Genomic DNA, 25,589 nt, shown 5'->3' with positions numbered 1-25,589 from the left:
GTCCCCGGTTCAGCCGGAAAGACCGGCGACGCCGTCCGCGCCGGCGTCACCGAGGCGCCCGTCAGCGCTGGAAATGCCCGGCATGATGACAGCAGATCCGCCGTCGCCTCCGGCGCCGGGGGTGCCACCTGCCCCGCCGGTTCCCGCGGACCCGCCCGCACCGCTGGCCCCGGTGTGGCCGAAGAGCCCGCCGGCACCGCCGGCGCCGCCGTTGCCGCCGTCGCCGCCCGCACCGCCGTCTCCCCCGGTGCCCCCGTTTCCACCATTGCCGGCAAGCCGGTCATCGATGGCACTGCTATCTCCACCAGTGCCGCCGGTACCGCCCTGACCGCCGGCGGCGCCGGCACCGCCCATGGCGCCGCCCCCGCCGCTGCCGCCCGCGCCGCCATCGCCGAACAGCAGTCCACCGTGGCCGCCCGCGCCGCCGACGCCGCCGGCACCGCCCCCGTCGCCGGCGGCGCCCACGCCGCCGCTACCGCCGCTGCCGCCCGCGCCGCCGACGAACCCATTGCCGCCGGTACCGCCGTTTCCGCCGACGGCGCCGGTTCCGCCGGTTCCTCCGGTGCCCCCGGTCCCGCCTTCATTGCTGTCCGCAATGGCCGACCCGCCGTCTCCGCCGTTACCCCCCGCGGCGCCGGCGCCTCCGGCTCCTCCGGTACCCCCTGTGCCGCCGACGCCAAGCTTTGCCACCGTGCCGGTGGTGCTGTCACCGCCGCGGCCGCCGTCGCCGCCCACGGCACCCACCCCGCCGGCGCCCCCGGTGCCGCCGACACCTCCCACGTAGTTGCCGTCGCCGCGGGCACCGCCCTCACCGCCGGGCTGGCCGACGGTCGCGGTGCTGACTCCGTAGTCCCCGGGCCCGCCGGGTGCGCCGGGCTGGCCGAGATCGGAGCCGCCGGGGGTTCCGGCGGCAGCCGGTGTGCCGGCGGGTAGCGGGCTGGGGTTGACGCCGGCGGCCCCGCCGGCTCCGCCCATACCGCCGTCGCCGCCGGGAATGACGGCATTGCCGCCGGCGCCGCCGTTGCCGCCGGCACCGTAGAGCAACCCGCCGTTACCGCCGGTGCCGCCGGCCGCGCCAGCGGCACCGGACCCGCCGATGCCGCCGCTGCCGAACAGGCCGGCATTCCCACCGCGCCCGCCGGTGGGGTGGGCGGTGCCGCCGGATCCGCCGGCCCCGCCGTTGCCGTAGAGCAGCCCGCCGGCGCCGCCGTCTGCGCCGGTGCCGGCCGCGCCGTCGGCGCCGTTGCCGATCAGCGGGCGCCCCAGCAGCGTTTGGGTGGGGGCGTTGATCGTCGCGAGTAGCTGTTGTTCAAGGCTTTGCAGCGGCGAGGCGTTGGCGACTTCGGTGGCCCAATAGGCGCCCGCGCCGATGTCCAAGGCCCTGACGAACTCGGCATGAAACATCGCGGCTTGGGCGCCGATGATCTGATAGCCGCGCGCGTAGGCGCCGAAGAGCTCCGCAACCGCTGTCGAGATCTCATCGGCAGCCGCGGCGGCTACCTCGGTGGTCGAGGCTGCGGCCGCGGTGCTGCCGGCATTGATAGCCATCCCGATACGATCCAAATCCATTGTTGCCGTGACTAATAGGTCCGTCGCGACCGCGACAAACGACATGTTCGCATCCTTCGATCGGAGACTGATGGCCCCGGCGGCGACCCGCCCATGGCCAAGCGAGTAGCTCACGCTAGCACCCGTGTTGTGCGCCGCATTCGGTTTTCGACCTGCAGTTATTCGCCGCCGCTAGCTACTGCGCTGCTGGCCGATCGACGTCGCCTCCGGTGCCCATGGAGGATGGTGGGCATCGGGAGGGCGCGCCGGTATTACCGCGTGATCGAGATGGCCTGCCGCGGGCACTGGCGCACCGCTTCGCGCACCAGCTCCTCGTTCTCGGGCGTGACTTCTGGCTGCAGAGCGGTCAACATGTCGTCGTCGCCGAGTTGGAACACCTCCGCGACGACGCCCATGCATATGCCGTTGCTTTCGCACAGGTCCCAGTCGACTTCGATCCTCATGGCAGCACCCCTACCGCAGTACCCGCACCGGCACGCTTTGCCAGCCGGCGACATTTTGCATGTGAACACGTTTGCAGCCCGCCCAGTCCACCTCGAAGGCAGGCATGAAATCGAGCAACTTCTCCAGCGCGATCGCACTTTCCATCCGGGCCAACGCCGCGCCCAGGCAGCTGTGAATCCCGTAGCCGAAACCGAGGTTGGTGGCTTCGTGCGGGTCGCGGTCGATGTCGAACTTGTCCGGATCGGTCCAGGCGTGCGGGTCGCGGTTGGTCGCACCATTGATGAGAAACACCGGCTTGCCGGCCGGAATCGTGAGGCCCCGCAGCTCAACATCTTCCATGGCGCGCCGGACCTGATATTGCGATGGTGCCTCATAGCGCAGCAGTTCTTCGACCGCGGCGGGGACCTTGCTGCGATCGTCGAGCAGCTTTTGCCACTGCTCGGGATTTCGAGCGAACACCACGGCCGCATTGCCGACCAGCTTGGTCACCGTCTCGGCGCCGGCTCCGCCCAAAAGGGTGGCGAATCCGGCGATTTCGAGATCGTCAAGGTTGGTCACCTGCCCGTCTTCGCGCTCGATCTCGGCGTTGATCAACTTGGTGAACAGATCATCACGCGGGTCGTCGCGCCGCTGCTTGACCAGGTCGTAGTAGCGCATCGCGGTGTTGATGTTGGCTTGCATGCCCTGTTCACCGACTTCGACCTGGCCGGGCTCGCGGGTCAGTGATTCGTCGATCCAATGGCGCACCTGCTGGGCGTGCCGTTCGGGCACGCCCAGCAGGGTGGTGATCACCTCAACCGGGAATGGGCCGGAAAACTCCTGCACCGCATCGAAGCACTCGGGGTCCAGCGCGCCGAGGTACTTGTCGATCTTGTCGATGACCGTCTGGCGTTGGGCCTGAATCGCGCGCGGCGTGAAGACCTTGTTGAGCAGGCTGCGCATGTGTCGGTGGTCGGGCGGATCCATGAAGATGATCGACTGCGGCGGCTTCTGGCCGGAGCGCACCATCGACAAGTCAATGCCGTAGGCGGACGAATACCTCTCGAAGTTCTTCAGCCCCGCCGCCACATCCGCATGGCGCGTCAACGCGTAGAAGTCGTACTGCTCGCTGTAGTACACCGGGGCTTCGGCTTGCATCCGCCGGTAGGTCTCCCATGGTCCGTTGAAAAACTCCTCGGAGAACGGATCGAAGACGATCTTCGATGTGGTCATTGCATACTCCTCGACGGCGAAGTGCGGGCTGCGGGCGTTACGCCGGAATTCTCGACTGTAACGCTAACGGTAGCGCTTTCGTCGCGCGTCGAAAAGGACCGGACCGGCCCGGCGGATCCGATCCGCATCAACCGGCCGCCGCGGCAGCGTCGCCATCCGGGGGGCGTGCGGACGCACAGTCCTCGACGAAGGACAACACCCGGCGGTGGTAGTCGGCGGCGGTGTGTCCGAGGCTGAGATTGTGCCAGGCCCCAGGGTGTCGACTGTTAACGAAATGCTCCGTGGCCGAGAACATATCGGCAATTTCGGCCAGTGCGCTCGGGTCGGCCCGGAATACATTGTCGTGCTCGCCGAGGGTGAACCGCACCGGCACCCGCACGCCCGGTGCGAGCGCCGGAAAGTCCTGGTTCGGCCAATTGAGGGCCACCGTGCGTTCGTAACGGGGAGCTGTCGAGGAGTTCGTGATACCCCGCCGAATGTCGTCCGGGTACAGGTGCATCGGCTCCCACAACAGCTCGCGCACCCCGGGTGGGCGATCCTGTAGCGCGGCCAACCGCATGACTTCCTTGGCGGCAGGGTGGTAGCGCCGTCCGGTGCCCCCCAGTTCGACGCCCAGCAGATCGGCGGCGCGCGGGCTGGTTGCCATCCGCAGCACCAACTCGCAGCCGCCCGAATGGCCCATCAGGAATAGGCCCGCCCCGCGGGGCCGCTGGTCGAGCATGCGATCGATGGCGCCGAATGCGAGATCGACGCGCTGCTCGGGGTGTTGCATCGCCTCCGGATAGGGTGCGGAACTGCCGTGGCCGGGCCGGTCGAGGGCGACGACGGTGAAGCCCAGAGTCGCGCCGAGTCGCAGCAGCGACAGTTGCGGGTGTCCGGGACAGTCGAAGTACGACGATGAGGTGCCGCCGCCGTGCAGTGCCACGACGGTGGCTTTGGGACCCGTGGGGTCTGCGGCCTCGGCGAGCAGGCCCGACATCGGCACGCCGTCGACGATCACCACCCGCGGCCGGACCAGGGCTTGGTTCATGTGTCGGCCCGCAGCAGGATCACGCCGCTGGGAGTCAGGCCGCCGCTGCTGACCACGCCGACCCGGGCGCCGGCGACCTGGCGTGCGTCCGCCTCACCGCGGAGCTGGGTTACGGCTTCGTGCAGCAGACCCATGCCGTGCGTGCGCCCGTGTGACAGTTGACCGCCGTGCGTATTGAGCGGTATCAGGCCGTCGCGGGCGATGTTCTTACCGCCGTCGAGAAATTCCTTCGCCTCGCCGATCCCGCAGAACCCCAGTGCCTCGATCCAGGACAGGCAATTCATCGTGAATCCGTCATAGAGTTCGGCGACGTCGACGTCGGCGGGGCGCAGCGTGGTGCGGGTCCACACGTGTGCCGCTTGGCCTAGCACCTGCGGTTCATGGGTGAGCGTGCTTTGGTCCCAGTCGATCCGCTCGATGATCTGCGTGCCCACGGCCTCCACCAGGGCGGGTGGTTTGGCCAGATCGCGCGCGGCGTCGACGGCGGAGACGATGACGGCTATCGCTGCGTCGCAGGGCACGTCGCAGTCGAAAAGACCGAACGGGGTGGTGATGGGCCGGGCGTTCAGGTAGTCGTCCATCGTCATCGGTGAGCGATAGACGGCGGTGGGGTTCAACTCGGCGTTCGCGCGTTGGTTCAGCGCGATCCACCCCAGCGTCTCTTTGGTGGTGCCGTAGCGGTGAAAGTGGCGCTGCGCGTTGATCGCCAGGGTGTGTGCCGCCGACGTCGCGCCGAATGGGTATTGCCAGCTGGTGGTCCGGCCGCCGGGCGGGGCGATCTTGCCCCGCTTCATCAGCTCGTTGTAGGTGGCTTCCCAGAGCGTGCGGAAACACAACACGTGACGCGCCAGCCCGCCGGCGACGGCGAGCATCGCGGCGATCACCGATCCGCCCAGCCCGAACGTCTCGATGCCGCCGTTGTGCCAGACCGGCCGGATGCCCAGCGCTGCCTCCAGCGCGGTGACGCCACCCTCACCGAAACCGCCGAGATTGCCGCCACCGGGGTAGGTGGACAGACCGTCGATGTCGTCGAACGTCAGCCCGGCATCGGCGACTGCCGCCTCGCAGGCGTCTACCGTCAGCGACAGCGGCGCCACCATCAGCCGGCGGCCAATGGTGGACATGCCGATCCCGGTGAGCGCCACCTTGTCCTCGAATTTCTGCGTGGTGAGCATGGGGCGCACATGTTCACCGAAGCGCTGCGGCGCGATCTCATCGACGGGCAGCGGGCGCGGTTGCGCGTCGGTGCGCGGACGAAACAGCGGTAGCCACACGTCCTCGATGCGCTCGAACACCACCTCCACGGTCTGGCCGAGTTCGATCCGATCCGGGTCGCACTCCACGATGTTGGTGGTCAGCCGGACCCTGGGGTCCTCGGCGATTGCCACTTGGGCGATCACATAGGGGGCAGGCAGGCCGGGCAGGCTGAACCGGTGGTTGACGGTGAATCCGGTGAGTGTTGCCGCACCGGAGACGGTCCGCACACCCATATCGCGGGATCGGCAGTATCGGCACACCGGTGCGGGCGGATGGATCAACGATGCGCAGGCGGCGCATTCCTGCAGGCGTAGCTTGCCGTCGGCGCCCGAAGTCCAGAAGAACTCGTTCTCGTCGGTGATCAGGGGCAGCGGACGTCCCGGTGCTGCTGACACTTCACCTCCGCAAGTTGAGCGCCCCGGCGTGAGCGGAAGGAGCATTATGCGAATACGAGAATTACGTTATCAGATTGGGCTGGGCAGTTTCGAGACGTCTTGCCACGGACTTGCGCGGGCACCGAGCCCAGCCGGTCACCGGGTAAAACCCCACTGCGCCTCGTTCGACTCGGTTTTGAGGTGCTCAGCGGGATCTTCGGCGCTGGCCGGGGAGTGCTGCACCACATCTGGCTGGCGTTCTCCGATTTCGGTGATGGCATGCGCCGGGCAGTCCATCAGCGCCCGCAGCACCGCATCGCGGTCTTCCTCCCGCACCGTGCCGTCCCCGCTCAGGCAGGCGTATCCCCAATCGTCGAGCGTGAAGTAGCCGGGCGCTTGCTTGGCGCACAGGCCGAAGCCGTCGCAAACGGTGCGATCGAGACGAATTCTCATGGTTGCCTCACCGGTGCCGTGGCCTGGTAGGGGCGTTCGGCGCGAAACGCTCCGCCGGTTCTGCTCGAGCAGTCTTGGCAGGTGCCTTCGAGATGGCTTGCCACCTCGTCGGGAAATTGGCTCAGCAGGGTGGCGGCCGCATTGGTCGCCGCGTCCAGGGTCGCGCAGGCGCCGCGCCCGCGTAACACCACCGACCAGCGGCGCAGTCGATCGATGTCTTCGCTGGTTGCAGCGAAATCCCGAAGTGCGCCGCCAACGGCGGCCATGGCTGCGGTTCCGTTGAAACAGGACCCGCACTGCCCGGCGTTTTCGCGGTCGAAGTAAGACAACACCGAAGCCGCGACCGCGACCGGGCAGTCGTCGGTGATCACCGAGATTGCGCCGCAGCCCAGACCGCTGCCCAGCCGTCGCATCGTCTCGTGATCGAGTGTGGTGCCGAGCACCCCACGGTTGAGCAAGCCGGCGAAGTAGCCGCCCATCAAGACTCCACGGATCTTTGTGGGCGCAACCGCATGCAGTGCCAGCAGTTCGGAAAACGTTAAACCGTAGGGGAGTTCGTAGAGCACGGGTGCTCGGCCGGCTCCGGTGATGGTGGCCAGAAATGTCCCCGGCGACGATGGCGTACCCAGCGCGCGATACTCGCTCGCCCCGTGGCGGTGCAGGTACGGCAGATTGGCCAGCGTCTCGACGTTGCTGACCAGGGTGGGCCGGCCGCTGACGCCGTATTCGAAGGGGCGCGGCGGCTTGTCGGTTGGTTTGACCGGGCCGCCGTTGATCGCGCGGACCGCGGCGGTCTCCTCGCCGGCCACGTACCCGGGTGGTACGGCCCAGACACTGACGGCGATACCACCGAATGCGTCGGGATCCAGCTGTGTCAGGGCGCGTTCGACGCTGCGCGCGGATTCCGGGTCGGACACATAGACATAGGCGCGCGTGGCGGCCACCAGCGCCGCGGCCAGGCGCAGCCCATCCAGAACCAGGTGCGGGCGGTTGCGCAGCAGCCATCGGTCTTTGAAAGAGGCCGGCTCTCCCTCCTCGCCGTTGGCGATGACCACAGCGCCGCCCGCCGGCCCGGCACGGCGGCAGTTGTCGCGCACCGCAAGCATTTTCACCGCGAGCGGGAATGCGGCCCCACCGCGGCCGAGGAGTCCGCTCGCGTCGATCTCGCGCAGCAACTTGTCGGCGTCGCCAAGCGGGCGGTACCCGCCTTGGGCCCGGTACGCCGCAACGTCTTCGTGGTCCTGTTGGTCCGCGTGGCCGCCCGCCACGCGCAGTAACCGCGGCGGGCAGCCCGGCCAGGCGGTCGCCTTGAATGCGATGTCGAGTGCTTCCATCAATCAGCCCGCTATCGTCGCCGGTCGGTGATTGCGCGCTAGGGTAGCCCGCATGCGGACTGCGGTGGTGCGGGTCAATGTCGACCCGGCCGGGTCGTTGACCGCGGCCCAGTTACGCGCGGGCATGGCTGCGCTCCGCACGCGTGCCGACGAGGCTGGCGCCGGTGTGGTCGACAACGACCTCGAGTCGCGGCCGGTCGGCCGTCGGGAGGTGGAATTGCTTATCGCCGGTGACGACGTTGATGAGGCCAAGGCGGCGGCAATTGAGTTGTGCGCCGGCGCTTTCAGGGTACGACCGGTGGTCGGCGTGGTCACCTTCATCAGCAGGGGAACCGACGACGATGCCCACGGTGTGCTGTCGGCCTTTGGGCTCGTCGGCGAGATCCTTCGCGAACCCGGGGACGACGGCTATGACATTGTCTACGTCACGCTGCGCGAAGCCGACCTCGAACGTGTCCCGGAAAGCCGAATTCACACGCGCTGGAAGCGTCGCTCAATTGCGAGGTCCATATCCGCACCGGGTAGCCCATTGTGAGCAGTCACGAGTCCAAGAACTTCAGGATCGCGGGTGCTGCCAGCACCCAGGTGTCAAACATGTTGAAGTGCTTCACCCTTCCTGCCGCGCGATCCTCGGCGGCACGCTCCCAAGCGTCTTCCGGCCAGGGTGGGTCGATCAGCTCGGATCCCTTGATCAGGCAGCTGACCTCCAATGAGGTCCGTTTGGGATGATCCCAATCGTTCTCGCCGCCGCGGATGATCAGCGTGGGAACCTTGATGCGATCGAATATTTCGTCCTCGACGCCGGGAATGGTCTGCCCCGGTTTGGACACGAAGGCGTTGAGCCAGCGCAACATGACTTTCAAGAACTCGTCGCGGTCCAGGTCGAGGAACCGTTGTCTGTTGGTGGGGTTTGCTTCGATGCGCTCGCGCCACTCGGGCACCTTGAGCAGCGCCTCAATTCCGGTGCCGCGCGCCGCCAAAATGCTGGGGACCAGGTAGTAGGAACCCAGCACGAAGGTGCCGTAGATGCCACCGACGATATTCCACACCACTAGTTTGCTGACCAGCTCGGGAAAGAGAATGGTGGCCAGGATGGAATCCCGCGCCCCGCCGGAGCCGCCGGCGATGATGCACTGCTGGACTCCGAGGGCGGCCAACAAGCCGTGCAACGTCTCGGCGCGCATGTGCGATTCGCTTTGCCCGTAGAACTGCACATCGGACGCGCCGCAGTTCGGACGATCCCACAGCAGCACCCGATAGCCGCCGTCGACCAAAGCCAGGGCGAGCGGCCGCAGGCCGGGGATGTCCTTGCCGAATCGACCGCCCGGGGTCAGAACAATGAGATCTCCTGAATCGCCAAGGATTTCGTAAACCACCCGACCGCCGTTAACCTCGACGGAGGATACGCGATTGTCCTGCAATGTCATGCCATCACCAGCACATCTCTACCGATAACCCGGACCGGGTAGGTGCGAATGCTCCACTCCGGTTTGACCGCGGTGGTCCCGGTTGCCAGTTCGAAACCCCACTGATGCCAAGGGCAGTAGATGAACTCGAGATCGCGCACCATCACGGCGTCACCGGGTGCGCTCTCGTCGACCATGGTGCGTCCCCGGGAGCGGCCCGAACACAGCGGACCGCCTGGTGCGGGCAATAATTGGCTATCGCGTAGAAGGTCCCGTTGACGTTGTAGACACCCACACCGTGCCGGCCGATCGGCACCAGTTTGTGGGTTCCCGGCGGAATCTCGTCCACCGTCGCAACGATGTGTTCGCGCCCCTGAGCCAGCCGTGGCCGCGTTATCTTCTCGCCCAATTCAGAACACCCGGGTCTGGCCTTCGAGAACCGGCACCGTGTCCGGCAGGTGGTAGGTCGCGATGCCGTTCTTGTACATCACCGCGTCCCGGGCCGCTTTGGGCAGATGTTTCACCAGCCAGCGGGGGTCGTCGAAGGTCCAATGTGGGTAGTCCGAGGAGTAGAGCAAGATCTTGTCACCCTCCATCCAGTCGATCGCCCGGGTCAGCTCCGTCTTGTCTTCCGGGTAGTCCAGGGGCTGCGTGGTGAACTTGATGTGCTCCTTGACGTACTCCGACGGCTTGCGCTTGATGTCCATCCGAGACTTGCGGGCGTCATAGAGCGCGTCCATGCGCCACATCAGCGGCAGGATCCAGGTGAACGCATGCTCGACGAGCACGATCCGCAGTGTCGGGAATCGGTCGAAGACACCGTCGAAGATCAAACTCATCACCTGGTTGGCCGCCAGTAGCGAGTAGGTGACCATGAAGTCGTGGTTGTAGCTGGGGTAGCCCACCGGTGGCGTTGGCAGCATCTCGAAATTGCTGCGGGAAAGGTGACAGCTCACCGTGATGTCATGCTTGGTCGCGGCCGCCCAGATGGGGTTGTACATCGGGTGGCCCCAGCAGGGGCGGGGTTCGGCCTTGATCAAAACCTGTGCCATGTAAGGGTGTCCGGCCCACTCCTCGATCTCACGCGCGGCCCCTTCCGGATCCTCGACCGCCGCGCAGATGGAACCTCGCCAGCGTTGGTGCCAGTTGTTGTGGCTGTCGAGCCAGTGATTGGCCTGCCAGCGATTCAGCGCGGTCGAGTACGCCTGATGCGCCTCGGGCAGGCGCGGTGTGCGCCCACCGGGTTCGAGGATCGCGATGTCGGAGCCGGCTGCCATGATCAGCTGGCGAAACGCCATGTCCGGATCGCTGCCGGGGAACTCGCCATCGGCCGGGAAGGTATCCACCCGCATCGCGAAGCTGTGTGCGTAGTCGGGCGCGTCGTAGTAGATCAGCTCACCGACCTTGTGGTCGAGGAAAAATTTGCTGCGCCAAGGCTCGGGGATGTACGGGCTGATCTCACCGCGCTTGGGCACCGGATGAATGTCGGAGTCGACACACCGGACGGCGATGCGTTCGGCTGCGGGAACCCGTTCGTGCATATGAGTCAGCGTCATGTCGATCTCCTCAACGTCCCTCGTCTCTATTCTGCGACGGCCTCCGGCTAGCCACTAGTGAGCTCGGCAGAAATATCGATCCCGTACAGCTCGGCCGCGTTGCGCCAGCACAATTTCTCGCGCTGATCGGCCGTCAGCGCGGTGGGTAGGTTGCGGACATCGCGGACGTCGTAGCACTGCCAATGGGGATAGCTGGAGCCGAACATCACCATGTCTTCCTTGCCGGTGAAGCTCAGCCACTCATCGGCGAACTCGACGTCACCGGGACCGTCCAGACCGCCCTGGATGAAGTAGACGTGGCCCGGCAAATAGTCGCTGGGTATCCGTGGGGCCCACGGGGTCTGTTCAAGATGCGGCCGGCCGAAGGTATCCATCCGCCAGATAAATGGCGTGACGAAGTCCGCTGCGCCGTCGGCCCAGACGAACTTCAGCTCCGCGAAGCGTTCGAACACCCCTTCGGCGATCATGTTCATCAGGTGATACAGGTAGTTCAGCGCCATGAAGCTGACGTACTGCTCGTAGGTGCGCGTGTGCCCGGACGGCGTTGGCGGAAATCCGATGCCCTCGCCCGATTCGATGTGCACGGCTACCGGAAGACCTGCCTCGACCGCGGCTTCCCACAACGGCCAGAACTGTGGCTTGCCGTATAGCTCGCGGGACTGCAGCGGCACACCGATCTGTACCACGCGCGGGTGAGCACGCCACTTCGCGACTTCTCGTACGGCGCCGGCAATGTCGTCGGGGTTCACCCGGATGGTGCCGCGGAAGCGATCGCCGAATTCGTCGTGTTCCAGCCAGCGCGACACCATCATCTCGTTGTGCGCGGCGTGTAGCGCGCTGCCGAGGTGCCGATCCGGCATGATCCCGCGGCCCATCGGATGCAGTACCGCCACATCGACACCACGCCGTGAAAACAACTCATCGGCAACGAATTTCGGGTCTGAACCGGGATATTGGCGGTCCGGCCCCTCGGTATTCGGCGCGTATTCACTACCGGGGGCTCCGTACCAGTCCATCTCGTAGTCGGGGAAACCCCGGCTCTTGAAGGGCTCACGCAGGAAGCTGCGCAGATCTTTGTTGGACGGAAAGAAGATGTGCACGCTGGCATCGATCACTGGCATGCGCGTCCCGTCGGCATGTTCAATCACCAAGGCACCCTCCAGCTCCGGCGAACATCACAAGCGCGGCCGGGGTATCTGCTAGCGAAGCTAACATTCTTCGCTCCCGCCGATCAACGTCTTTGCGGTAAGCATTTCGGTTAATCGTTTGTCCTGCTAGAAGATGTAATTATGGACGCCGACACAAGTCATGTTCTGTACTGGAGAGAATAACATTCTCATTAGCTGGTTGTGGAGCACAATCTCCGTGGCGGGCGTTGCTGCGGTGCGCTACCGACTTCTGTCGCCGGCCTTTCGCGTGATCGCGGCCGCGGCGGCCATGGCCTCAGTTGCACGCCGAGGTTAAGACCCAGCCGCCGCCAAGCCTGGCCTTGGCATCGTGTCCGGCCGCCTGGTGGGACCGGCCGAGTCCGCCGTGGAAATTCTGGCCGTCATGGGCTATGGCGCCGCACCGAGTGAAGACGCTGAGCACGTTGCAGCTGGGGTGTCCGCAGGTGGTCAGTGCGTGAATCTCGGCCTGTGCGCGCTTGCGGTGGCCCCACGTTTTGCCCACCGCGCCGTTGTCGGCAACGGCGATCGCGCCGTACCGGGGGGCAATCGGAGGGATGGGCGGGATGGGTGGCATGGCAACGGGCGAACTCTTGTCGCTATGCGCGAGGGCCCGGTGTGGAGGTGGGCCAAATGGCTGAACCATCGTCACGATCAGCGCGGCCACAGCAACCGCGCCGGCGATCGCAACCGCGATCCAACGGCGCCGTATCGCAGCTATCCTCTGCCTCCGGTCCGGCTTCACGATCTCCTCCCAGTTTACGTGTTTGTAACAACTTCTTTCCAGGGTACATGCGCCGAGTGCACCCGCCTGATGTTCTGAAATCGGTTACGGCGCAACCCTGTCCGGCGTGGCGCCCGGTCCCGGTCAATAGTTGCGGCCGGTGCGGCCAACGATGGCTCAACGGTGGCCGGCGGCTCAGCACAGGCCGCTGGGAATCCCCCTGGCGGGCGTGGTCTCCTGGGCGGGCATCGCTTGCGGGTAGGGAACCCGGTAGGGCGGATTCAGCTCAAATATTCCCGCCACCGCTTCGACCCCGAGCCCGCATTGCGCCAGTTGAGGCAGGACGCGTTTGGACTGGTTCAGGTTGGGGCGCGACGGGTTCGGCGGCACGCCGAAGCGTGTCTCGATCAATCGCAACTGTGACGTGTGGTCGAACACGTCGTGGGCCACCAGCCCGCCGCGGCTGAATGGGGAGATAACCAGGCCGGGAACGCGATAGCCCAAACCGATCGGGCCGCGTATACCGCCGGACCCGCGGACCTTGTCGATGTCAGGGACGGTCAGATATTCGCCCGGCGTCCCGTCCGGTGGGGTGGGCGGCACCACGTGGTCGAAGAACCCGCCGTTTTCGTCGTAGCTGACGATCAGCGCTGTCTTTTCCCACACCGCCGGATTCGACAGCAGAATCCGCAGCACGTCCATGAACGCGATGGCCCCGCCCGCGTTCGGCATCGCGGGGTGTTCGGACTCCAAAAAGTTCGGAATCAACCAGGAAACCTGGGGCAGGCGATTGGCTTTGACGTCGGTGGCGAAGTCCCGGGGGTAGCGGGGCGTGGCCCCGAAGCGAACCAGATCCGACCTTGGGTCTTGGGCTTGGGTGAACCATCGCACAATCTCGCCGTAACCCACGTAGCTGTTCACCGCGGGCCCTAATCGCTTGTCGTAGTACATTTTCCAGCTGACTCCCGCATCGCTGAGATGCTGCGGCATGATGGGCCAGCTGAACTTGCCGATCGGCGGGGTCGGGATGGTCTCAACCAGGGGCCCGCCGTTGGCGCCGTCGGGATCGAGCCAGGCGCTCACCCATTACAGCCGGTTGGGAAACGTGGGCCCGATCACCGAGCAAAAGTAGTGGTCGCAGACCGTGAATGTGTCGGCCAGCAGAAAATGAATCGGGAGATCATCGCGGGTGTGATAGCCCAGCGTCGCGGGGATGTTGGCCGCCGAACGGGTCCGTGCCTGCGCCGGTAGCCAGTTGTCGTTGGCTCCGCCGTTCCACGAATCGTGCAAGGTGGCCCAACCATGGTCGGGGTCATTGACACACGCGCCATTGAGCAACGGGGGTCTGGTGGTGTCGAGGCGGAACGGCGGGGTGGTGCTAGCCGGGTCCGGCGCCTGCGTCCGTGGGTTCCAGCCCTTTTGCGCAAACAATGGCGTCGGGGTGTCGAAGCCCTCGACGTCCGACAGCGTGCCGAAGTAGTGATCGAACGACCGATTTTCCTGCATTAACAGCACGATGTGCTCGATGTCGGTCAAATGTCCGGAGCACGGCCCCGCGCCGTAGGCTTTTTCGATCACCGGCCCGGCCAATGACATGAGTGCTCCGGTACTGGTGGCGGCGGCCAACTTAGCCAAAAACTCACGCCGCGACATCTTGTCGACCGCGTCAGCCCATGTCATCACGCATCCTTCTGCACAGGTGGAAACTGTATCTTTCGGATGCCGACCTGCCCCGAAATGTCAACGGGTGTGTCGCTTGGGGACTTTGCTGGCGTAAAGCAAATTCGTTCCTTGGCGCAGAGCCGAATTCGTCCACGCTCCGCGGAGTTGATCCGGTTCGGAAAGCGCCCGCCCCTCGAAATCAAACTCGAACGCTATCGGTTTGGTGGCAATACTGATATGACGTTGAGGTGCCCGAGGCAGCCAGCCCCAGCGGCGGCGCGACCGGTGACATCTGGGAGGTGATGTCGACCGCCCGGACGGTCCGCCGCTTCACCGACCGGCCGGTCGACGACGCCACCCTTGCCCGGTGTCTGGAGGCGGCCACGTGGGCGCCGTCCGGGGCCAATGCTCAAGGCTGGCGCTTCGTGGTGCTGCGATCGCCCGAACAACGGGCGGTGGTGGCCGCGGCGGCGGCGCGCGCGCTGGCGGTGATCGAGCCGGTCAACGGAATGCGCAGGCCGGCGGCCGACGATGACAGCCGGCGTGCTCGCACCTACCGGGCCACCTACGAGTTGCACGATCGGGCAGGCGAATTCACGTCAGTCTTGTTCGCCCAGCAGCATTACCCGACGGCGTCCGAACTTCTGCTCGGCGGATCGATCTTTCCCGCCATGCAGAACTTCCTGCTGGCCGTCCGGGCTCAGGGCTTGGGCGCCTGTATGACCAGCTGGACTTCCTACGGCGGGGAACGGTTGCTGCGCGAGGCCGTCGGCGTACCCGAGGATTGGCTGTTGGCCGGTCATATCGTCATCGGTTGGCCCCAGGGCAAACACGGGCCACTGCGTCGGCGGCCGCTTTCCGACGTTGTCAATCTGGATCGCTGGGACCGGCCGGCCTTTCCGGGGCTTGGGAGTTAATCGACCAAGTGTGCGGTGGTGGCCAGCGCTTCATCGCCGTACTTGGAGCCGATGAGCCGCCACGGAGGTCCATTGCGACCACGGTGTGCCCACGGCGCAAAAGGATCTCGGTGCAGCGCTTGCCGATCTGTCCGAAGGCGCCGGTAACGAGCACGGTCTCCGACGTCATCGGTTACCGGCCCAGTCGGTGCAGCAGCGCCGCCGCCGCGTCGCGGAGCCGAGGTGAGATCGGCACGGAAAAAGGGGGATTGAAGACGTCCTCGCGCAACCTGGTCAAGGTGGAACTCTTGATGAGCCACGCGCCATCGAGCTTCTCGTAGGTTTCGTGGTAGTGACCACGCCCGTCGAGGTTGACCCCGGGGCCCAACCGCACCACATCCTGCAGCGCCCAGACACCGGTCGCCGTCGTCGGCGAGCTCAGCGTGATTTCCGGCGCGTGCACCTGATGCACGGTGGGGCGCGAGGGCCTTCCCAAGGTGGCGCGAACGTAGGCCACGAACTCGTCGGCGCCGTGGATTACCTTCCCGCCGCAGCGTGAGGTGTCGCTGAGGAAATCGTCGGTGAACAGCGTCCGCCAGTCGTCCCATCGTTTGGTGTCCAGGTAGCGGCAGTATCGGGCCTTGAGCTGCTTGATCGCCTCGATCTCCCACAGTGTCGTTGCGGCGTCCAGCATTACCGTCCCTTCCTGCACCCCACAGCCCTGTAGTGAGATTATCGCGTCCGATACTGAGAATGCTATTCTCGCCAGAGAGCGCACGAGGGGAGGCGGTCCGCATGCTGTTGGAGTTCGATGCTGATCAGCGGCTCTGGCAGGCGACGGTGCGCGACGTGGTCACCAAGCAATGCCCGCCGTCGCTGGTCCGCAGCGTCGCCGAGAATGGTGCCGACTCCGATCCGCTGTGGAAGGTGTACGTAGACCTCGGCTGGACCGAGTTGAACGATCCGGCTAGCGCGGTGGAGTTGGCGATTGTGCTCGAGGAGTTGGGCCACGCGACCGATCCCACTCCCTTCTTGGCGACGATGAGTCAGTTCGCGCCGCTGGCCGCCGGTTGCTTCGACCCTCATCAATCGGGCACCGCCGTGTACAACGGGATAACGGTGCGCCGGGACGCGCAGGGGTGGCTGTTGGACGGGACGGCACGCCATGTCCTGGAAGGGGACCGCGCAGACCGGTTGGCGGTGGTGACCGACGCTGGGGTGTTCATCGTGGCGGCCAGCCAGGTTTCGGCTCGACGTGAATCCGTCTTTGACCCGGTGCTACACGTCGCGGACCTGTCCTTTCGCGAGGTCAGGGTGCCGGAGAACGCCCGAGTGGGCGTCGACGCCGAGCGGGCTCGCCACATCGCCCTGACTGGCATGGCCATCACGATGGTCGGCGCCTGCCAGCGCATTCTCGATCTGGTGCTCGAACATGTGCGCAGCCGTCACCAATTCGGTGTGCCGATCGGCTCCTTCCAGGCCGTCCAGCACAAGGCGGCGGACATGCATGTCGCGGTGCAGCGGGCCCGGGCCCTGGCGTATTTTGCCGCGCTGACCATCTCCGCCGATGATCCGCGCCGGCGCCTGGCCGCGGCGATGGCCAAGGCATCGGCGGGCGAGTGCCAGTCACTGGCGTTCCGCCATGGGCTACAGCTTTTTGGCGCAATGGGATTCACCTGGGAGAACGACCTACAGTTTGCGCTCAAACGGGCCAAAGCGGGCGAACTCATGCTCGGTGGTGCGGCGCAGCATCGAGCCCAGATCGCTGAGGAATACCGTGCAGCTGACTTTTGATCCCGACGTCGAGGCGTTCCGGACCGAGTTTGCCACCTTCCTCGACGAACACCTTCCGCCGGCGAGTGAAACGGTAGAGCGCCCCAGGTCGGTTTCGCATCTGCCCCAGTGGGCACGTCGCTGGCAGCGACTGCTGTTCGACAACGGCTGGCTGCTGCCGGGCCAGCCCCCAGAGTTCGGCGGGCGCAACGCGACGGTGGTTCAGCAGTTCGTACATCTCGAGGAACTGTGCCGCCGGCGGATCTATCACAGCCTCAACCCGCAGGGCGTGAATATCGTTGCCGCGTCGATACTGTCGTTTGGAACCGACGAGCAGAAGCTGCGGTGGGCGGTGCCGATACTGCGGGCGCAGATCACCGCGTCGCTAGGCATGAGCGAGCCCAGCGCCGGCTCCGACCTGGCGTCGCTGCGCACTCGCGCCGTGCTCGACGGCGATCACTTCGTGGTCAACGGCCAGAAGGTATGGACCTCGGGGGCCCATGACGCGGACGTCCTACTGACCTTCGTGCGCACCGACCCCGACGCGCCAAAGCACAAGGGGATCAGTGCATTACTGATACCCACCGATACCGCCGGTGTGGTGCGCCGGCCCTTCCCGTCCATCTGCTCCGCCGATGACCTGGACTTCAACGAGGTGTTTTTCAGCGACGTGAGGGTGCCCGCCGCGAATCTGGTTGGGGCGCTCAACGGGGGATGGCGGGTGGCCAATGGATCGCTGGGGCACGAGCGCACCATGATGTGGCTGGGATTCGCCGACCGGTTGGACAATCTGATCGCAGACTTGCATCCGGTCACCGAACTCGACCATGACCGATACGCCACCATGGTGATGGACAAGCAGGCCCTGCGGCTCTTGGGTTCGGTGGCGCTGGCGCGCGCTTCCCGAGGTGAGGACGACACGTCCGCAATCTCGGTGCTCAAGCTGCTCGGTTCGGAAGCCGAACTGCGGGCCAGTGAACATGCTTTGGCTGCCGCCGGATCCGACGGGCTGATTCACCCCGCACTGACCGGGCCGTATGCGCCGATGAATTTGGATCACTACTTCGCCAGCTGGTTCGAGCGATACGCCCGCAGCTTTTCCGGCATCATTGCCGGGGGCACCTCGGAGATTCAGCGCAACATCATCGCCCAGCGGGTACTGGGGCTACCCCGCGGCTGATCCCCCGTGCCGCGCGGCCCCCTTTTCCTGGCGAGCAGACGCGAAATCGCATCATCGCCCGCTACCTGATGCGATTTTGTGTCTGCTCGCCGGAGGGGCGTCAGTCGATGACCGCGGCTTGTTTGCGCTCGGTGACGGGCCGCGCGAGTTCCTGTTCGTCGCAGATGCGTTGCAGCTTCGCGAGAGTCTCGTCCAGGCCCGCGCCGACCTTGCGGCCCGGGGTGAACGTTGCGGGCAGCTTGCGCATGCCCTGGATGACGCCGATGGTCTCGTAGTGGACCGCCCCGTCGGGGTCACACCGGTAGTCGGGCATCCGGTCGGCGACGGCGCTCAGCATCGACTTGAACACCGTGCGCGCCACGTTGGATCCGATGCAGCGGTGTACGCCGATGCCGAAACTGAAGTGCCGGTTTCCCCTACGGTCCAAGACGAGCTCGTCCGGGTCTGGGAAGACCTGCGGGTCGCGGTTGGCCATCGCCCACGAAATCCACAGCCGTTCAACCTCTTTGAAATGGATGCCGTCAAATTCGACGTCATCGGAAAAGGTTCTGCCATCGCCGGGGGCGGGGGTGAAGTAGCGGAGGAACTCCTCGGTGGCGGAATCGATCAGGGTATCGCGGTTGCGCCACAGTCGCTCGCGCTCGTCGTGATGCTCGGAAAGCCATTCCAGCGCATGGGCGGTCAGCGCGGTGGTGGTGTCGAATCCGCCGCCGATGACCAGGCCGAGATTGCCGAGGATCTCCAAATCGGGTGCGGGTTGGCCGTCAATACGCATCTGGACCAGGGCATTCACCAGACCGGGCCGGGGGTTATCGCGAATCTCGATCATGTTGGTCACCATGTCGAGCCCCATCTGTCGGTGCATCTCGGTCACCCGCTGAATGTCAGGGGAATGTTCCGGCGTGTACACCGCCGCATGGACTGGCTCACTGTAGAGGTTCCACTTCTCGAGCGGGATGCCCAAGATGGCCAGGGTCAGCACGGCCGGAACGATGTTGGCCAGATCGTCGACGAAGTCGATGCTGCCCTGTTCGATCCTCTCGTCCAGGCAGGCGCGCGTCACTTCGTCGATGAACGGCTCCCAGCGTTTGACCGCGGCCGGCGATAGATATGGGTTCAGCACGGTGCGATAAATGCGATGCTCGGGGTCGTCCATCTCCAAGATGCCGCCCCGCACGCCGTTGATGCGGCTCGCCGCTGGGATCGAGATTCCCTTGTAGCCGCGACGTTGGTTGTTGACGTCGTGATCGTTGGACACCGCCGGGCAGCGGGCCAGCTCGAATACCTCATGGCTGCCAGCGGCTACCCAGTGGCCGCCATAGGTATCGCTCCACGCCATGGGGCAGGTGGTGTGCATCTCCTCGGTAATTGCCTTGAACTGCGATCGGTACTCGGGAGAGTGCCGGTCGAATTGGTACCGGTTCTTCTGGTGATCGCTGTCGCTCACTACATCGTCGACACTCAACGTGCTGTCTCCCTTTATGTTTCGTCGGTGATGACGATGGCCTGCTCAGGACAGGAATGAGCGGCCTCCCGGACCAGGTCCCACTGATCGGCAGGAACCGTCTCGCTGATTGCCGACGAACTGCCGTCGATATCGCTGAGCTGGAACGAATCCGGAGCGATCATCGCGCACAGGGTGTGCCCCTGGCATCGTTGTGGATCAACCCAGACCTTCACCGTGCCTCCTCCCATCATGGGACTGCACCTCTTGTTGCTCTTGTTGTCGTAGCGCCTGGGGCACCGGACGGCGCGGTGCCTGACCTTCCACGCTTCCCACCTCCACGCTCAGGTGTTCCGGCCGCCGTTGACACCGAGGATCTGACCCGTGATGTAGCCGGCTTCCTCGGACACCAGAAAGGCGCATGCCGCCGTGATGTCTTCCGGCTTGCCGATCCGGCGCACCGGGGTGCGGGCGATGTTCTGTTCGATGTCACCGAGGTGCCCCTGCGCGGCGGCGTTGCGCAGCATGGGGGTGTCGATGAACCCCGGCGGCACCGCATTGACGGTGATACCGCTGGGCCCGTACTCGAGCGCCAATGCCTTGGTGAGTCCGTTGACGGCGGACTTCGCCGCCACATAGTGGGTCATATACGGAGTGCCCGAATGCGTGCTCGACGATGAGATGTTGACGATTCGGCCCCATCCCGCCGCCACCATGTCGGGCAGCACCGCCTGGATCGTGTGGAAAACCCCATTGAGGTTGACGTCGATCACTCGCTGCCAGTCCTCGAAGGTGATGTTGCTGAACCGCTTGAACCCGTCCAAACCCGCGGCGTTGACCAGAATTGTGACCGGGCCCAGCCGCTGGCGAATCGCCGCCAACGCGGCATCGACCTGCGAGCGGTTGGTGACATCGGCGGAGAAGGCAAGCCCACCGTCGGGGGTTTTGAGGTCGAGGGTGGCGACATCGATACCGTCGGCGCGCAGCCGCCGTGCGATGGCCAGCCCAATCCCGGATGCGCCACCGGTAACGACCGCGGTTTTCATTCCGCCAATATCCGAGGCGCTGGTGGGGCCGTCGCAATCTCAATCATAAAGAATCGCCCTTGCAATTATGAGAACCATACTCTCGGACGAAAGCGGCTCGCAAGCTAGCCGCGAAACGGGGTGTGGCCAGCGGCAATGGCCACTCGGCGGTGGACGCTGAGCGATCGCTTAGCCGATAAACGGTGCAAGCCGGTCGGGCGACTTTTTTGAACTCTCGGGGGGCGAATGTAAGATTCGCCTGAGATGAGAATCAAATTTTCGTGACTGTCACCACACCAGGGGGCCGCAGAATGTCATCGCAGGACACGGGGCAGACCATCGCGGATGCGCGATCAGGGGTTGCCGAGGCCCCGGCCGCCTCGCGGGCGCAGCGCCGACTGTTGATTGGCGGGCGGCTCATCAGCACCGATCGGACGTTCCCGTCTGTCAATCCCGCCACCGGTGCGGTGCTGGGGTATGCCCCGGATGCCGGCGTCCCCGAAGCCGAGGCGGCGGTTGCGGCGGCCCGGCGCGCCTTTGACACGACCGAGTGGTCGACCGACGTCGAGTTGCGCATCCGGTGCCTGGACCAGCTGCACCGGGCCCTGGTCGACCATGCCGAGGAACTACGGGAGCTCACTATCGTCGAAGTGGGGGCGACCAGCGCGCTGACCCAGGACGCCCAGCTCGACGAACCGATCGGCATCGTGCGCTTTTACGCCGACTTGTTGTCGCGCTACGAGTTCTCCGAAGACCTTGGCGAGAAGGAATCGAGGGGGATGCGCCACCACCGCTGGGTGCAGAAGGAAGCAGCGGGCGTGGTGGCGGCCATCATCGCCTACAACTATCCGAACCAGCTCGCGTTGGCCAAGCTGGCTCCCGCCCTGGCCGCGGGCTGCACGGTGGTGCTCAAAGGCGCGCCGGACACCCCACTGGTCACGTTGGCGCTGGGTGAACTGATCGCCAACCACACCGATATTCCGGCCGGTGTGGTCAACGTGCTCAGCTCGTCAGATCCCGCGGTGGGGGAGGTGCTCACCACCAGCCCCGACGTCGATGTCGTGACCTTCACCGGGTCCACCGCGACCGGCCGGCGAATCATGGCCGCGGCAAGTCAGACGGTCAAGCGGGTCTTCCTGGAGCTAGGTGGCAAGTCGGCGGTGATCATGCTCGACGACGCCGACTTTGCCGGCGCCGCGATGTTCGCGGCCTTCAGCATGGTCACCCACGCGGGTCAGGGCTGCGCGCTGACATCGCGGCTGCTGGTGCCCAGGGCCCTCCACGACGAGATCGTGGAGTTGATCGCGCAGAACTTTGCCAGAGTGCGCCACGGTGACCCGGCTGATCCGAAAACCTATATGGGCCCGCTGATCAACGAACGCCAGCGCGACAAGGTCGACGCGATGGTGGGTCGGGCCGTCGCCGCGGGCGCGACGCTGGTCACCGGCGGCAAACGCCTGGATCCGGGCTTCTTCTATGCGCCCACGCTGCTCACCAATGTCGACCCGGACAGCGAGATCGCTCAAGACGAGGTGTTCGGGCCGGTGCTCGTGGTGATTGCGTTCGACGATGACGACGACGCGGTGCGCATCGCCAATAACTCGATCTACGGACTGGCCGGCGCCGTTTTCAGTCGCGACCAGGAGCGCGCCCTGGCCCTCGCCCGCCGCATCCGCACCGGATCGTTCTCGATCAACGGTGGCAACTACTTCGGCGCAGACAGTCCCTTCGGCGGCTTCAAGCAGTCGGGTGTCGGCCGGGAGATGGGCGTCGCCGGCCTCGAAGAGTTTCTGGAGCGCAAGACTTTCGCGGTGCCCGTGATGCCGGCCGTACCGGCCGGGGAGGCCCGGGCATGAAGCCGTTGGAAGGCATCCGGGTTCTGGAAGTCGCCATGTACGGCTTCGTCCCGTCGGCGGGCGCGGTACTCGCCGAGTGGGGCGCCGACGTGATCAAGGTCGAACACGCGGTGACCGGTGACCCGCAGCGGGGGCTTCGGCAGACCGGCATGTTGCGGGTGGAAGGCGATCCCAACCCCAATATCGAGCATGCCAACCGCGGGAAGCGCAGTCTCGGGCTGGACATGTCGATATCCGAGGGCAAGGAGGTGCTGCACGAGTTAGCGCGTCGGTCAGATGTTTTCCTGACGAGTTTTCTGCCGGGCGCGCGGCGCAAGTTCGGCATCGATCTCGAAGACATTCGGGCCGTGAATCCGTCCATCGTCTATGCCCGCGGCAGCGCGCTGGGGCCGCGCGGGGAGGAAGCGACCAAGGGCGGCTACGACATGACGGCCTTCTGGTGCCGGGCCGGAACGGCCGCCACCATCACACCGATGGGCTACCAGGGGATGATCAATCCGCCGGGGCCGGCGTACGGCGACACCATCTCCGGCACCAACCTGGCCGGTGGTATCGCGGCAGCCCTGCTCAAACGGGAACGGACCGGTGAACCGTCGGTTGTCGACGTATCGCTGCTGGGCAGTGGGCTGTGGTCGTTGGGACACACGGTGGCGCTGACCCGCCATCTGGGGCAGCGACTGGAAGCGCCACCACCAGGGATCCACGGATCGCCGATTAACCCTCTGGTCGGGGTGTACGCGACATCGGACGGTCGCCACATTTCGTTGGTGATGATGCAGCCGACCAAGTTCTGGGTCGATGTGTGTCGCCATATCGACCGACCGGACCTAGCCGAGGATCCGCGCTTTGCCACCGTCGAGAAGATCGCCGCCCACACGGCGGATGCGGTGGAGATCTTGACCAAAGCCATCTCAGCCCGCACGCTTGCCGAGTGGAGCGAACGCTTTGCGACGCTCGCGGGACCTTGGGCGCCGGTGCAGGACACCCTGCAAGCGGCCGACGTCGCGCAAGTCCGGGCCAACGAGTATGTGGTTCGCGCAGGCGAACTCGAACTCGTCGCCAACCCAGTGCAATTCGACGTGACCGCGCCGCAGACCGGACCGGCGCCCGGGTTCGCCGAGCAGACCGACGACATCTTGCTGGAACTCGGATTCGACTGGGACCGCATCATCGAACTCAAGACGGCCGGTGCCGTCACCTAGAATCCGGAGCCCACATGCCCAACGCCGCCAACGCCGCCGGTCTACCCGTCTTGTCGGATAACGGTTGTGCGTTTTCGGTTCCACGTGGGCGCGCGATGAGCAATAATCGCCGAACGCGGCAAGACATGGGACTGGGTCGGGTCCGCATCGCTTGCAAGCGCCAACTCACGCAACAGAACGGAGGACTGGCGTGAGGGTGGTAGCCGCTGTACACGGCGAAACGGCATGCCCTCCGGGGCGATCGCAGCTACGGGTCGCCCATATCAACTTGGTACGCAGCGTATTTGGCTGTCCGCTCGGCGAAGGGCCGTGGACCCATGGCGAATAGGGCGGCCGACCGTTGGACCCCGGGCATCACGTTCGGGCGCGGCTCCAAACCAATGCAAGCCGTCGGCGGGCTGTTCGCGATGTCGGCCGACGCCATCAAATTCGCCTTCCGCCGTCCGTTCCAGTGGCGTGAGTTCCTGGAGCAGTCATGGTTTGTCGCGCGCGTGGCCATGCTGCCGACGCTGTTGGTGGCCATCCCATTCACCGTCTTGGTCAGCTTCACCCTCAACATTTTGTTGCGGGAGTTGGGTGCAGCGGATCTGTCCGGCGCCGGTGCCGCGTTCGGAGCGGTCACTCAGGTCGGCCCGCTGGTGACGGTGCTGATCGTGGCGGGTGCCGGTGCCACGGCGATGTGCGCCGATCTGGGTTCACGAACGATCCGCGAAGAGATCGATGCGATGGAGGTTTTGGGCATCAATCCGGTGCAGCGCCTGGTGACGCCGCGGATGCTGGCCTCCGGGCTGGTCGCGCTGCTGCTGAACAGTCTGGTGGTGATCATCGGCATCGTGGGCGGCTACGTCTTCTCGGTATTCGTCCAGGATGTGAACCCCGGCGCATTCGCCGCCGGCATCACGCTGCTGACCGGTGTGCCCGAAGTCATCATCTCCTGCGTCAAGGCGGCGCTTTTCGGTCTGATCGCCGGACTGGTCGCCTGCTACCGCGGCCTGACCATATCCGGCGGCGGAGCCAAGGCCGTCGGAAATGCGGTTAACGAAACGGTGGTCTATGCATTCATGTCGCTCTTCGTCGTCAATGTGGTCGTCACCGCGATCGGCATCCGAATGTTGGCGAAGTAGCTGCGAAGGCCAAGGATCCCAAAGGAGGCGCAAAGACACCCTGTGGCGCTTAGAGCGGTCTATCCGCGTATGACGCGACAACTCGAAAAGCCGGTCGGCACGCTGAGCCGCATCGGTGACCACACACTGTTCTACGGCAAGGCGATTGCTGGCGCTCCTTTTGCGGCCACCCACTACCGGCGGGAGATCATTCGCCTGGTCGCCGAAATCAGCATGGGTGCGGGGACTCTGGCGATGATCGGCGGGACACTGGTGATCGTCGGCTTCCTGACCCTGGCCGCCGGTGGAACCCTGGCCGTTCAGGGCTATAGCTCGTTGGGCAATATCGGCATCGAGGCGCTCACCGGCTTCCTGGCCGCATTCATCAATGTCCGGATTGCCGCGCCCATAGTCGCCGGGATCGGTTTGGCCGCGACCTTCGGCGCCGGTGTCACCGCGCAGCTGGGTGCGATGCGGATCAACGAAGAGATCGACGCACTGGAATCGATGGCGATCCGGCCGGTTTCGTATCTGGTCAGCACCAGGATCGTCGCGGGGATGATGGCGATCACCCCGCTGTATTCCATCGCCGTCATCCTGTCGTTTCTGGCCAGCCAGTTCACCACGGTGATCCTGTTCGGCCAGTCGGGGGGACTGTATCAGCACTACTTCACAACCTTTCTCAACCCGATCGATCTGTTGTGGTCCTTTTTGCAGGCCGTGTTGATGGCGATCACGATCTTGCTGATCCATACCTATTTCGGTTACTTCGCTTCGGGTGGTCCCGCGGGTGTCGGGGTCGCGACCGGCAACGCGGTGCGTACCTCGCTGATCGTGGTGGTATCGGTGACGCTGCTGGTGTCGCTGTCGGTGTACGGCTTCAACGGCAACTTCCACTTGTCGGGTTAGGGGAGGCGAACAAA

The 25,589-nt window shown here is 65.3% G+C and carries 22 protein-coding genes and 4 pseudogenes; 8 read left to right on the top strand and 18 right to left on the bottom strand.

Translation table 11 applies throughout. The features are described from left to right. Window positions 1-9: 9 nt before the first annotated feature. The 7 genes from MPSD_RS24260 to MPSD_RS24230 form a co-directional block, all read right to left on the bottom strand. Window positions 10-1,614: a PE family protein gene (locus MPSD_RS24260; RefSeq protein WP_086084977.1), complete on the bottom strand. Its 1,605-nt coding sequence runs from the start codon at window positions 1,612-1,614 to the stop codon at window positions 10-12. Between the two features lie 206 nt (window positions 1,615-1,820). Beyond that, window positions 1,821-2,012 (bottom strand): ferredoxin, encoded by a 192-nt coding sequence (locus tag MPSD_RS24255; RefSeq protein WP_020785963.1) that lies wholly within the window; start codon window positions 2,010-2,012, stop codon window positions 1,821-1,823. Window positions 2,013-2,022: 10 nt separating this feature from the next. Then, window positions 2,023-3,225 carry a cytochrome P450 gene (locus MPSD_RS24250; protein ID WP_086084962.1) on the bottom strand — a complete coding sequence of 401 codons (1,203 nt, stop codon included), beginning with the start codon at window positions 3,223-3,225 and terminating at the stop codon, window positions 2,023-2,025. Between the two features lie 127 nt (window positions 3,226-3,352). After that, window positions 3,353-4,255, bottom strand: a complete 903-nt coding sequence (locus MPSD_RS24245) for an alpha/beta hydrolase (RefSeq protein ID WP_020785965.1) — start codon at window positions 4,253-4,255, stop codon at window positions 3,353-3,355. Next, window positions 4,252-5,952, bottom strand: coding sequence for a thiolase C-terminal domain-containing protein (locus tag MPSD_RS24240; protein ID WP_174524064.1), 1,701 nt, complete (start codon window positions 5,950-5,952; stop codon window positions 4,252-4,254). Before MPSD_RS24240 ends, MPSD_RS24245 begins: the two co-directional genes overlap by 4 nt. Window positions 5,953-6,042: 90 nt before the next feature. After that, window positions 6,043-6,339 (bottom strand): ferredoxin, encoded by a 297-nt coding sequence (locus tag MPSD_RS24235; protein ID WP_012396268.1) that lies wholly within the window; start codon window positions 6,337-6,339, stop codon window positions 6,043-6,045. Beyond that, window positions 6,336-7,673: an NADH-ubiquinone oxidoreductase-F iron-sulfur binding region domain-containing protein gene (locus tag MPSD_RS24230; RefSeq protein ID WP_086084964.1), complete on the bottom strand. Its 1,338-nt coding sequence runs from the start codon at window positions 7,671-7,673 to the stop codon at window positions 6,336-6,338. Before MPSD_RS24230 ends, MPSD_RS24235 begins: the two co-directional genes overlap by 4 nt. 52 nt (window positions 7,674-7,725) lie before the next feature. On the opposite strand from MPSD_RS24230, the pseudogene MPSD_RS24225 reads away from it, so the two are divergent. Continuing rightward, window positions 7,726-8,198, top strand: a pseudogene (locus tag MPSD_RS24225) (hypothetical protein). Between the two features lie 14 nt (window positions 8,199-8,212). On the opposite strand, the gene MPSD_RS24220 reads toward MPSD_RS24225, so the two are convergent. The 6 genes and pseudogenes from MPSD_RS24220 to MPSD_RS24195 all read right to left on the bottom strand — a co-directional run bounded on the left by MPSD_RS24220 (window position 8,213) and on the right by MPSD_RS24195 (window position 14,178). Further along, window positions 8,213-9,100, bottom strand: a complete 888-nt coding sequence (locus MPSD_RS24220) for an alpha/beta fold hydrolase (protein WP_036426264.1) — start codon at window positions 9,098-9,100, stop codon at window positions 8,213-8,215. Continuing rightward, window positions 9,097-9,428, bottom strand: a pseudogene (locus MPSD_RS24215) (Rieske (2Fe-2S) protein). The gene MPSD_RS24220 and the pseudogene MPSD_RS24215 overlap by 4 nt, the downstream one beginning before the upstream one ends. A gap of 61 nt (window positions 9,429-9,489) precedes the next feature. After that, window positions 9,490-10,635 (bottom strand): amidohydrolase family protein, encoded by a 1,146-nt coding sequence (locus MPSD_RS24210; protein WP_020785973.1) that lies wholly within the window; start codon window positions 10,633-10,635, stop codon window positions 9,490-9,492. A 47-nt stretch (window positions 10,636-10,682) separates the two neighbouring features. Beyond that, entirely contained in the window at window positions 10,683-11,783 is a 1,101-nt protein-coding gene (locus tag MPSD_RS24205) for an amidohydrolase family protein (RefSeq protein ID WP_020785974.1), read from the bottom strand. 295 nt (window positions 11,784-12,078) lie between these two features. Continuing rightward, window positions 12,079-12,378, bottom strand: coding sequence for a DUF4189 domain-containing protein (locus MPSD_RS29925; RefSeq protein WP_232022659.1), 300 nt, complete (start codon window positions 12,376-12,378; stop codon window positions 12,079-12,081). A gap of 342 nt (window positions 12,379-12,720) precedes the next feature. Then, window positions 12,721-14,178, bottom strand: a pseudogene (locus tag MPSD_RS24195) (phospholipase C). Window positions 14,179-14,489: 311 nt separating this feature from the next. On the opposite strand from MPSD_RS24195, the gene MPSD_RS24190 reads away from it, so the two are divergent. Continuing rightward, window positions 14,490-15,104 carry a nitroreductase family protein gene (locus MPSD_RS24190; RefSeq protein WP_051153771.1) on the top strand — a complete coding sequence of 205 codons (615 nt, stop codon included), beginning with the start codon at window positions 14,490-14,492 and terminating at the stop codon, window positions 15,102-15,104. 46 nt (window positions 15,105-15,150) lie between these two features. Here the strand turns inward: MPSD_RS24190 and MPSD_RS29920 are convergent. Together MPSD_RS29920 and MPSD_RS24180 are read right to left on the bottom strand one after the other, a co-directional pair. After that, window positions 15,151-15,273, bottom strand: a pseudogene (locus tag MPSD_RS29920) (NAD-dependent epimerase/dehydratase family protein); the annotation flags it as partial. Window positions 15,274-15,276: 3 nt separating this feature from the next. Further along, a complete protein-coding gene (locus tag MPSD_RS24180) occupies window positions 15,277-15,777 on the bottom strand; it encodes a nuclear transport factor 2 family protein (protein ID WP_015357157.1) in 501 nt (166 codons plus the stop codon). 101 nt (window positions 15,778-15,878) lie between these two features. Here MPSD_RS24180 and MPSD_RS24175 point away from each other — a divergent pair, with 101 nt between their 5' ends. Next, window positions 15,879-16,877 carry an acyl-CoA dehydrogenase family protein gene (locus MPSD_RS24175; protein WP_020785980.1) on the top strand — a complete coding sequence of 333 codons (999 nt, stop codon included), beginning with the start codon at window positions 15,879-15,881 and terminating at the stop codon, window positions 16,875-16,877. After that, window positions 16,861-18,036, top strand: coding sequence for an acyl-CoA dehydrogenase family protein (locus MPSD_RS24170; protein ID WP_020785981.1), 1,176 nt, complete (start codon window positions 16,861-16,863; stop codon window positions 18,034-18,036). The genes MPSD_RS24175 and MPSD_RS24170 overlap by 17 nt, the downstream gene beginning before the upstream one ends. 100 nt (window positions 18,037-18,136) lie before the next feature. On the opposite strand, the gene MPSD_RS24165 is transcribed toward MPSD_RS24170, so the two are convergent. From MPSD_RS24165 to MPSD_RS24155, 3 genes are all read right to left on the bottom strand, one after another. Further along, entirely contained in the window at window positions 18,137-19,501 is a 1,365-nt protein-coding gene (locus MPSD_RS24165; RefSeq protein WP_086084965.1) for a cytochrome P450, read from the bottom strand. A gap of 14 nt (window positions 19,502-19,515) precedes the next feature. Then, window positions 19,516-19,716, bottom strand: a complete 201-nt coding sequence (locus MPSD_RS24160) for a ferredoxin (RefSeq protein ID WP_011738671.1) — start codon at window positions 19,714-19,716, stop codon at window positions 19,516-19,518. A 108-nt stretch (window positions 19,717-19,824) separates the two neighbouring features. Further along, window positions 19,825-20,526 carry an SDR family NAD(P)-dependent oxidoreductase gene (locus MPSD_RS24155; protein ID WP_020785983.1) on the bottom strand — a complete coding sequence of 234 codons (702 nt, stop codon included), beginning with the start codon at window positions 20,524-20,526 and terminating at the stop codon, window positions 19,825-19,827. A gap of 290 nt (window positions 20,527-20,816) precedes the next feature. Between MPSD_RS24155 and MPSD_RS24150 the strand changes: the two genes are divergently transcribed. The 4 genes from MPSD_RS24150 to MPSD_RS24130 all read left to right on the top strand — a co-directional run bounded on the left by MPSD_RS24150 (window position 20,817) and on the right by MPSD_RS24130 (window position 25,575). Continuing rightward, window positions 20,817-22,361 carry an aldehyde dehydrogenase family protein gene (locus MPSD_RS24150; RefSeq protein ID WP_086084966.1) on the top strand — a complete coding sequence of 515 codons (1,545 nt, stop codon included), beginning with the start codon at window positions 20,817-20,819 and terminating at the stop codon, window positions 22,359-22,361. Continuing rightward, window positions 22,358-23,563 (top strand): CaiB/BaiF CoA transferase family protein, encoded by a 1,206-nt coding sequence (locus tag MPSD_RS24145; RefSeq protein WP_086084967.1) that lies wholly within the window; start codon window positions 22,358-22,360, stop codon window positions 23,561-23,563. The genes MPSD_RS24150 and MPSD_RS24145 overlap by 4 nt, the downstream gene beginning before the upstream one ends. Window positions 23,564-23,880: 317 nt before the next feature. Next, a complete protein-coding gene (locus MPSD_RS24135; protein ID WP_020785987.1) occupies window positions 23,881-24,687 on the top strand; it encodes an MlaE family ABC transporter permease in 807 nt (268 codons plus the stop codon). A gap of 42 nt (window positions 24,688-24,729) precedes the next feature. Then, window positions 24,730-25,575, top strand: a complete 846-nt coding sequence (locus MPSD_RS24130; protein ID WP_036426266.1) for an ABC transporter permease — start codon at window positions 24,730-24,732, stop codon at window positions 25,573-25,575. Window positions 25,576-25,589: the final 14 nt, after the last annotated feature.

It is taken from the genome of Mycobacterium pseudoshottsii JCM 15466 (assembly GCF_003584745.1).
Taxonomy (GTDB): Bacteria; Actinomycetota; Actinomycetes; order Mycobacteriales; family Mycobacteriaceae; genus Mycobacterium; species Mycobacterium marinum.
This window is presented reverse-complemented; position numbering and strand designations above follow the sequence as displayed.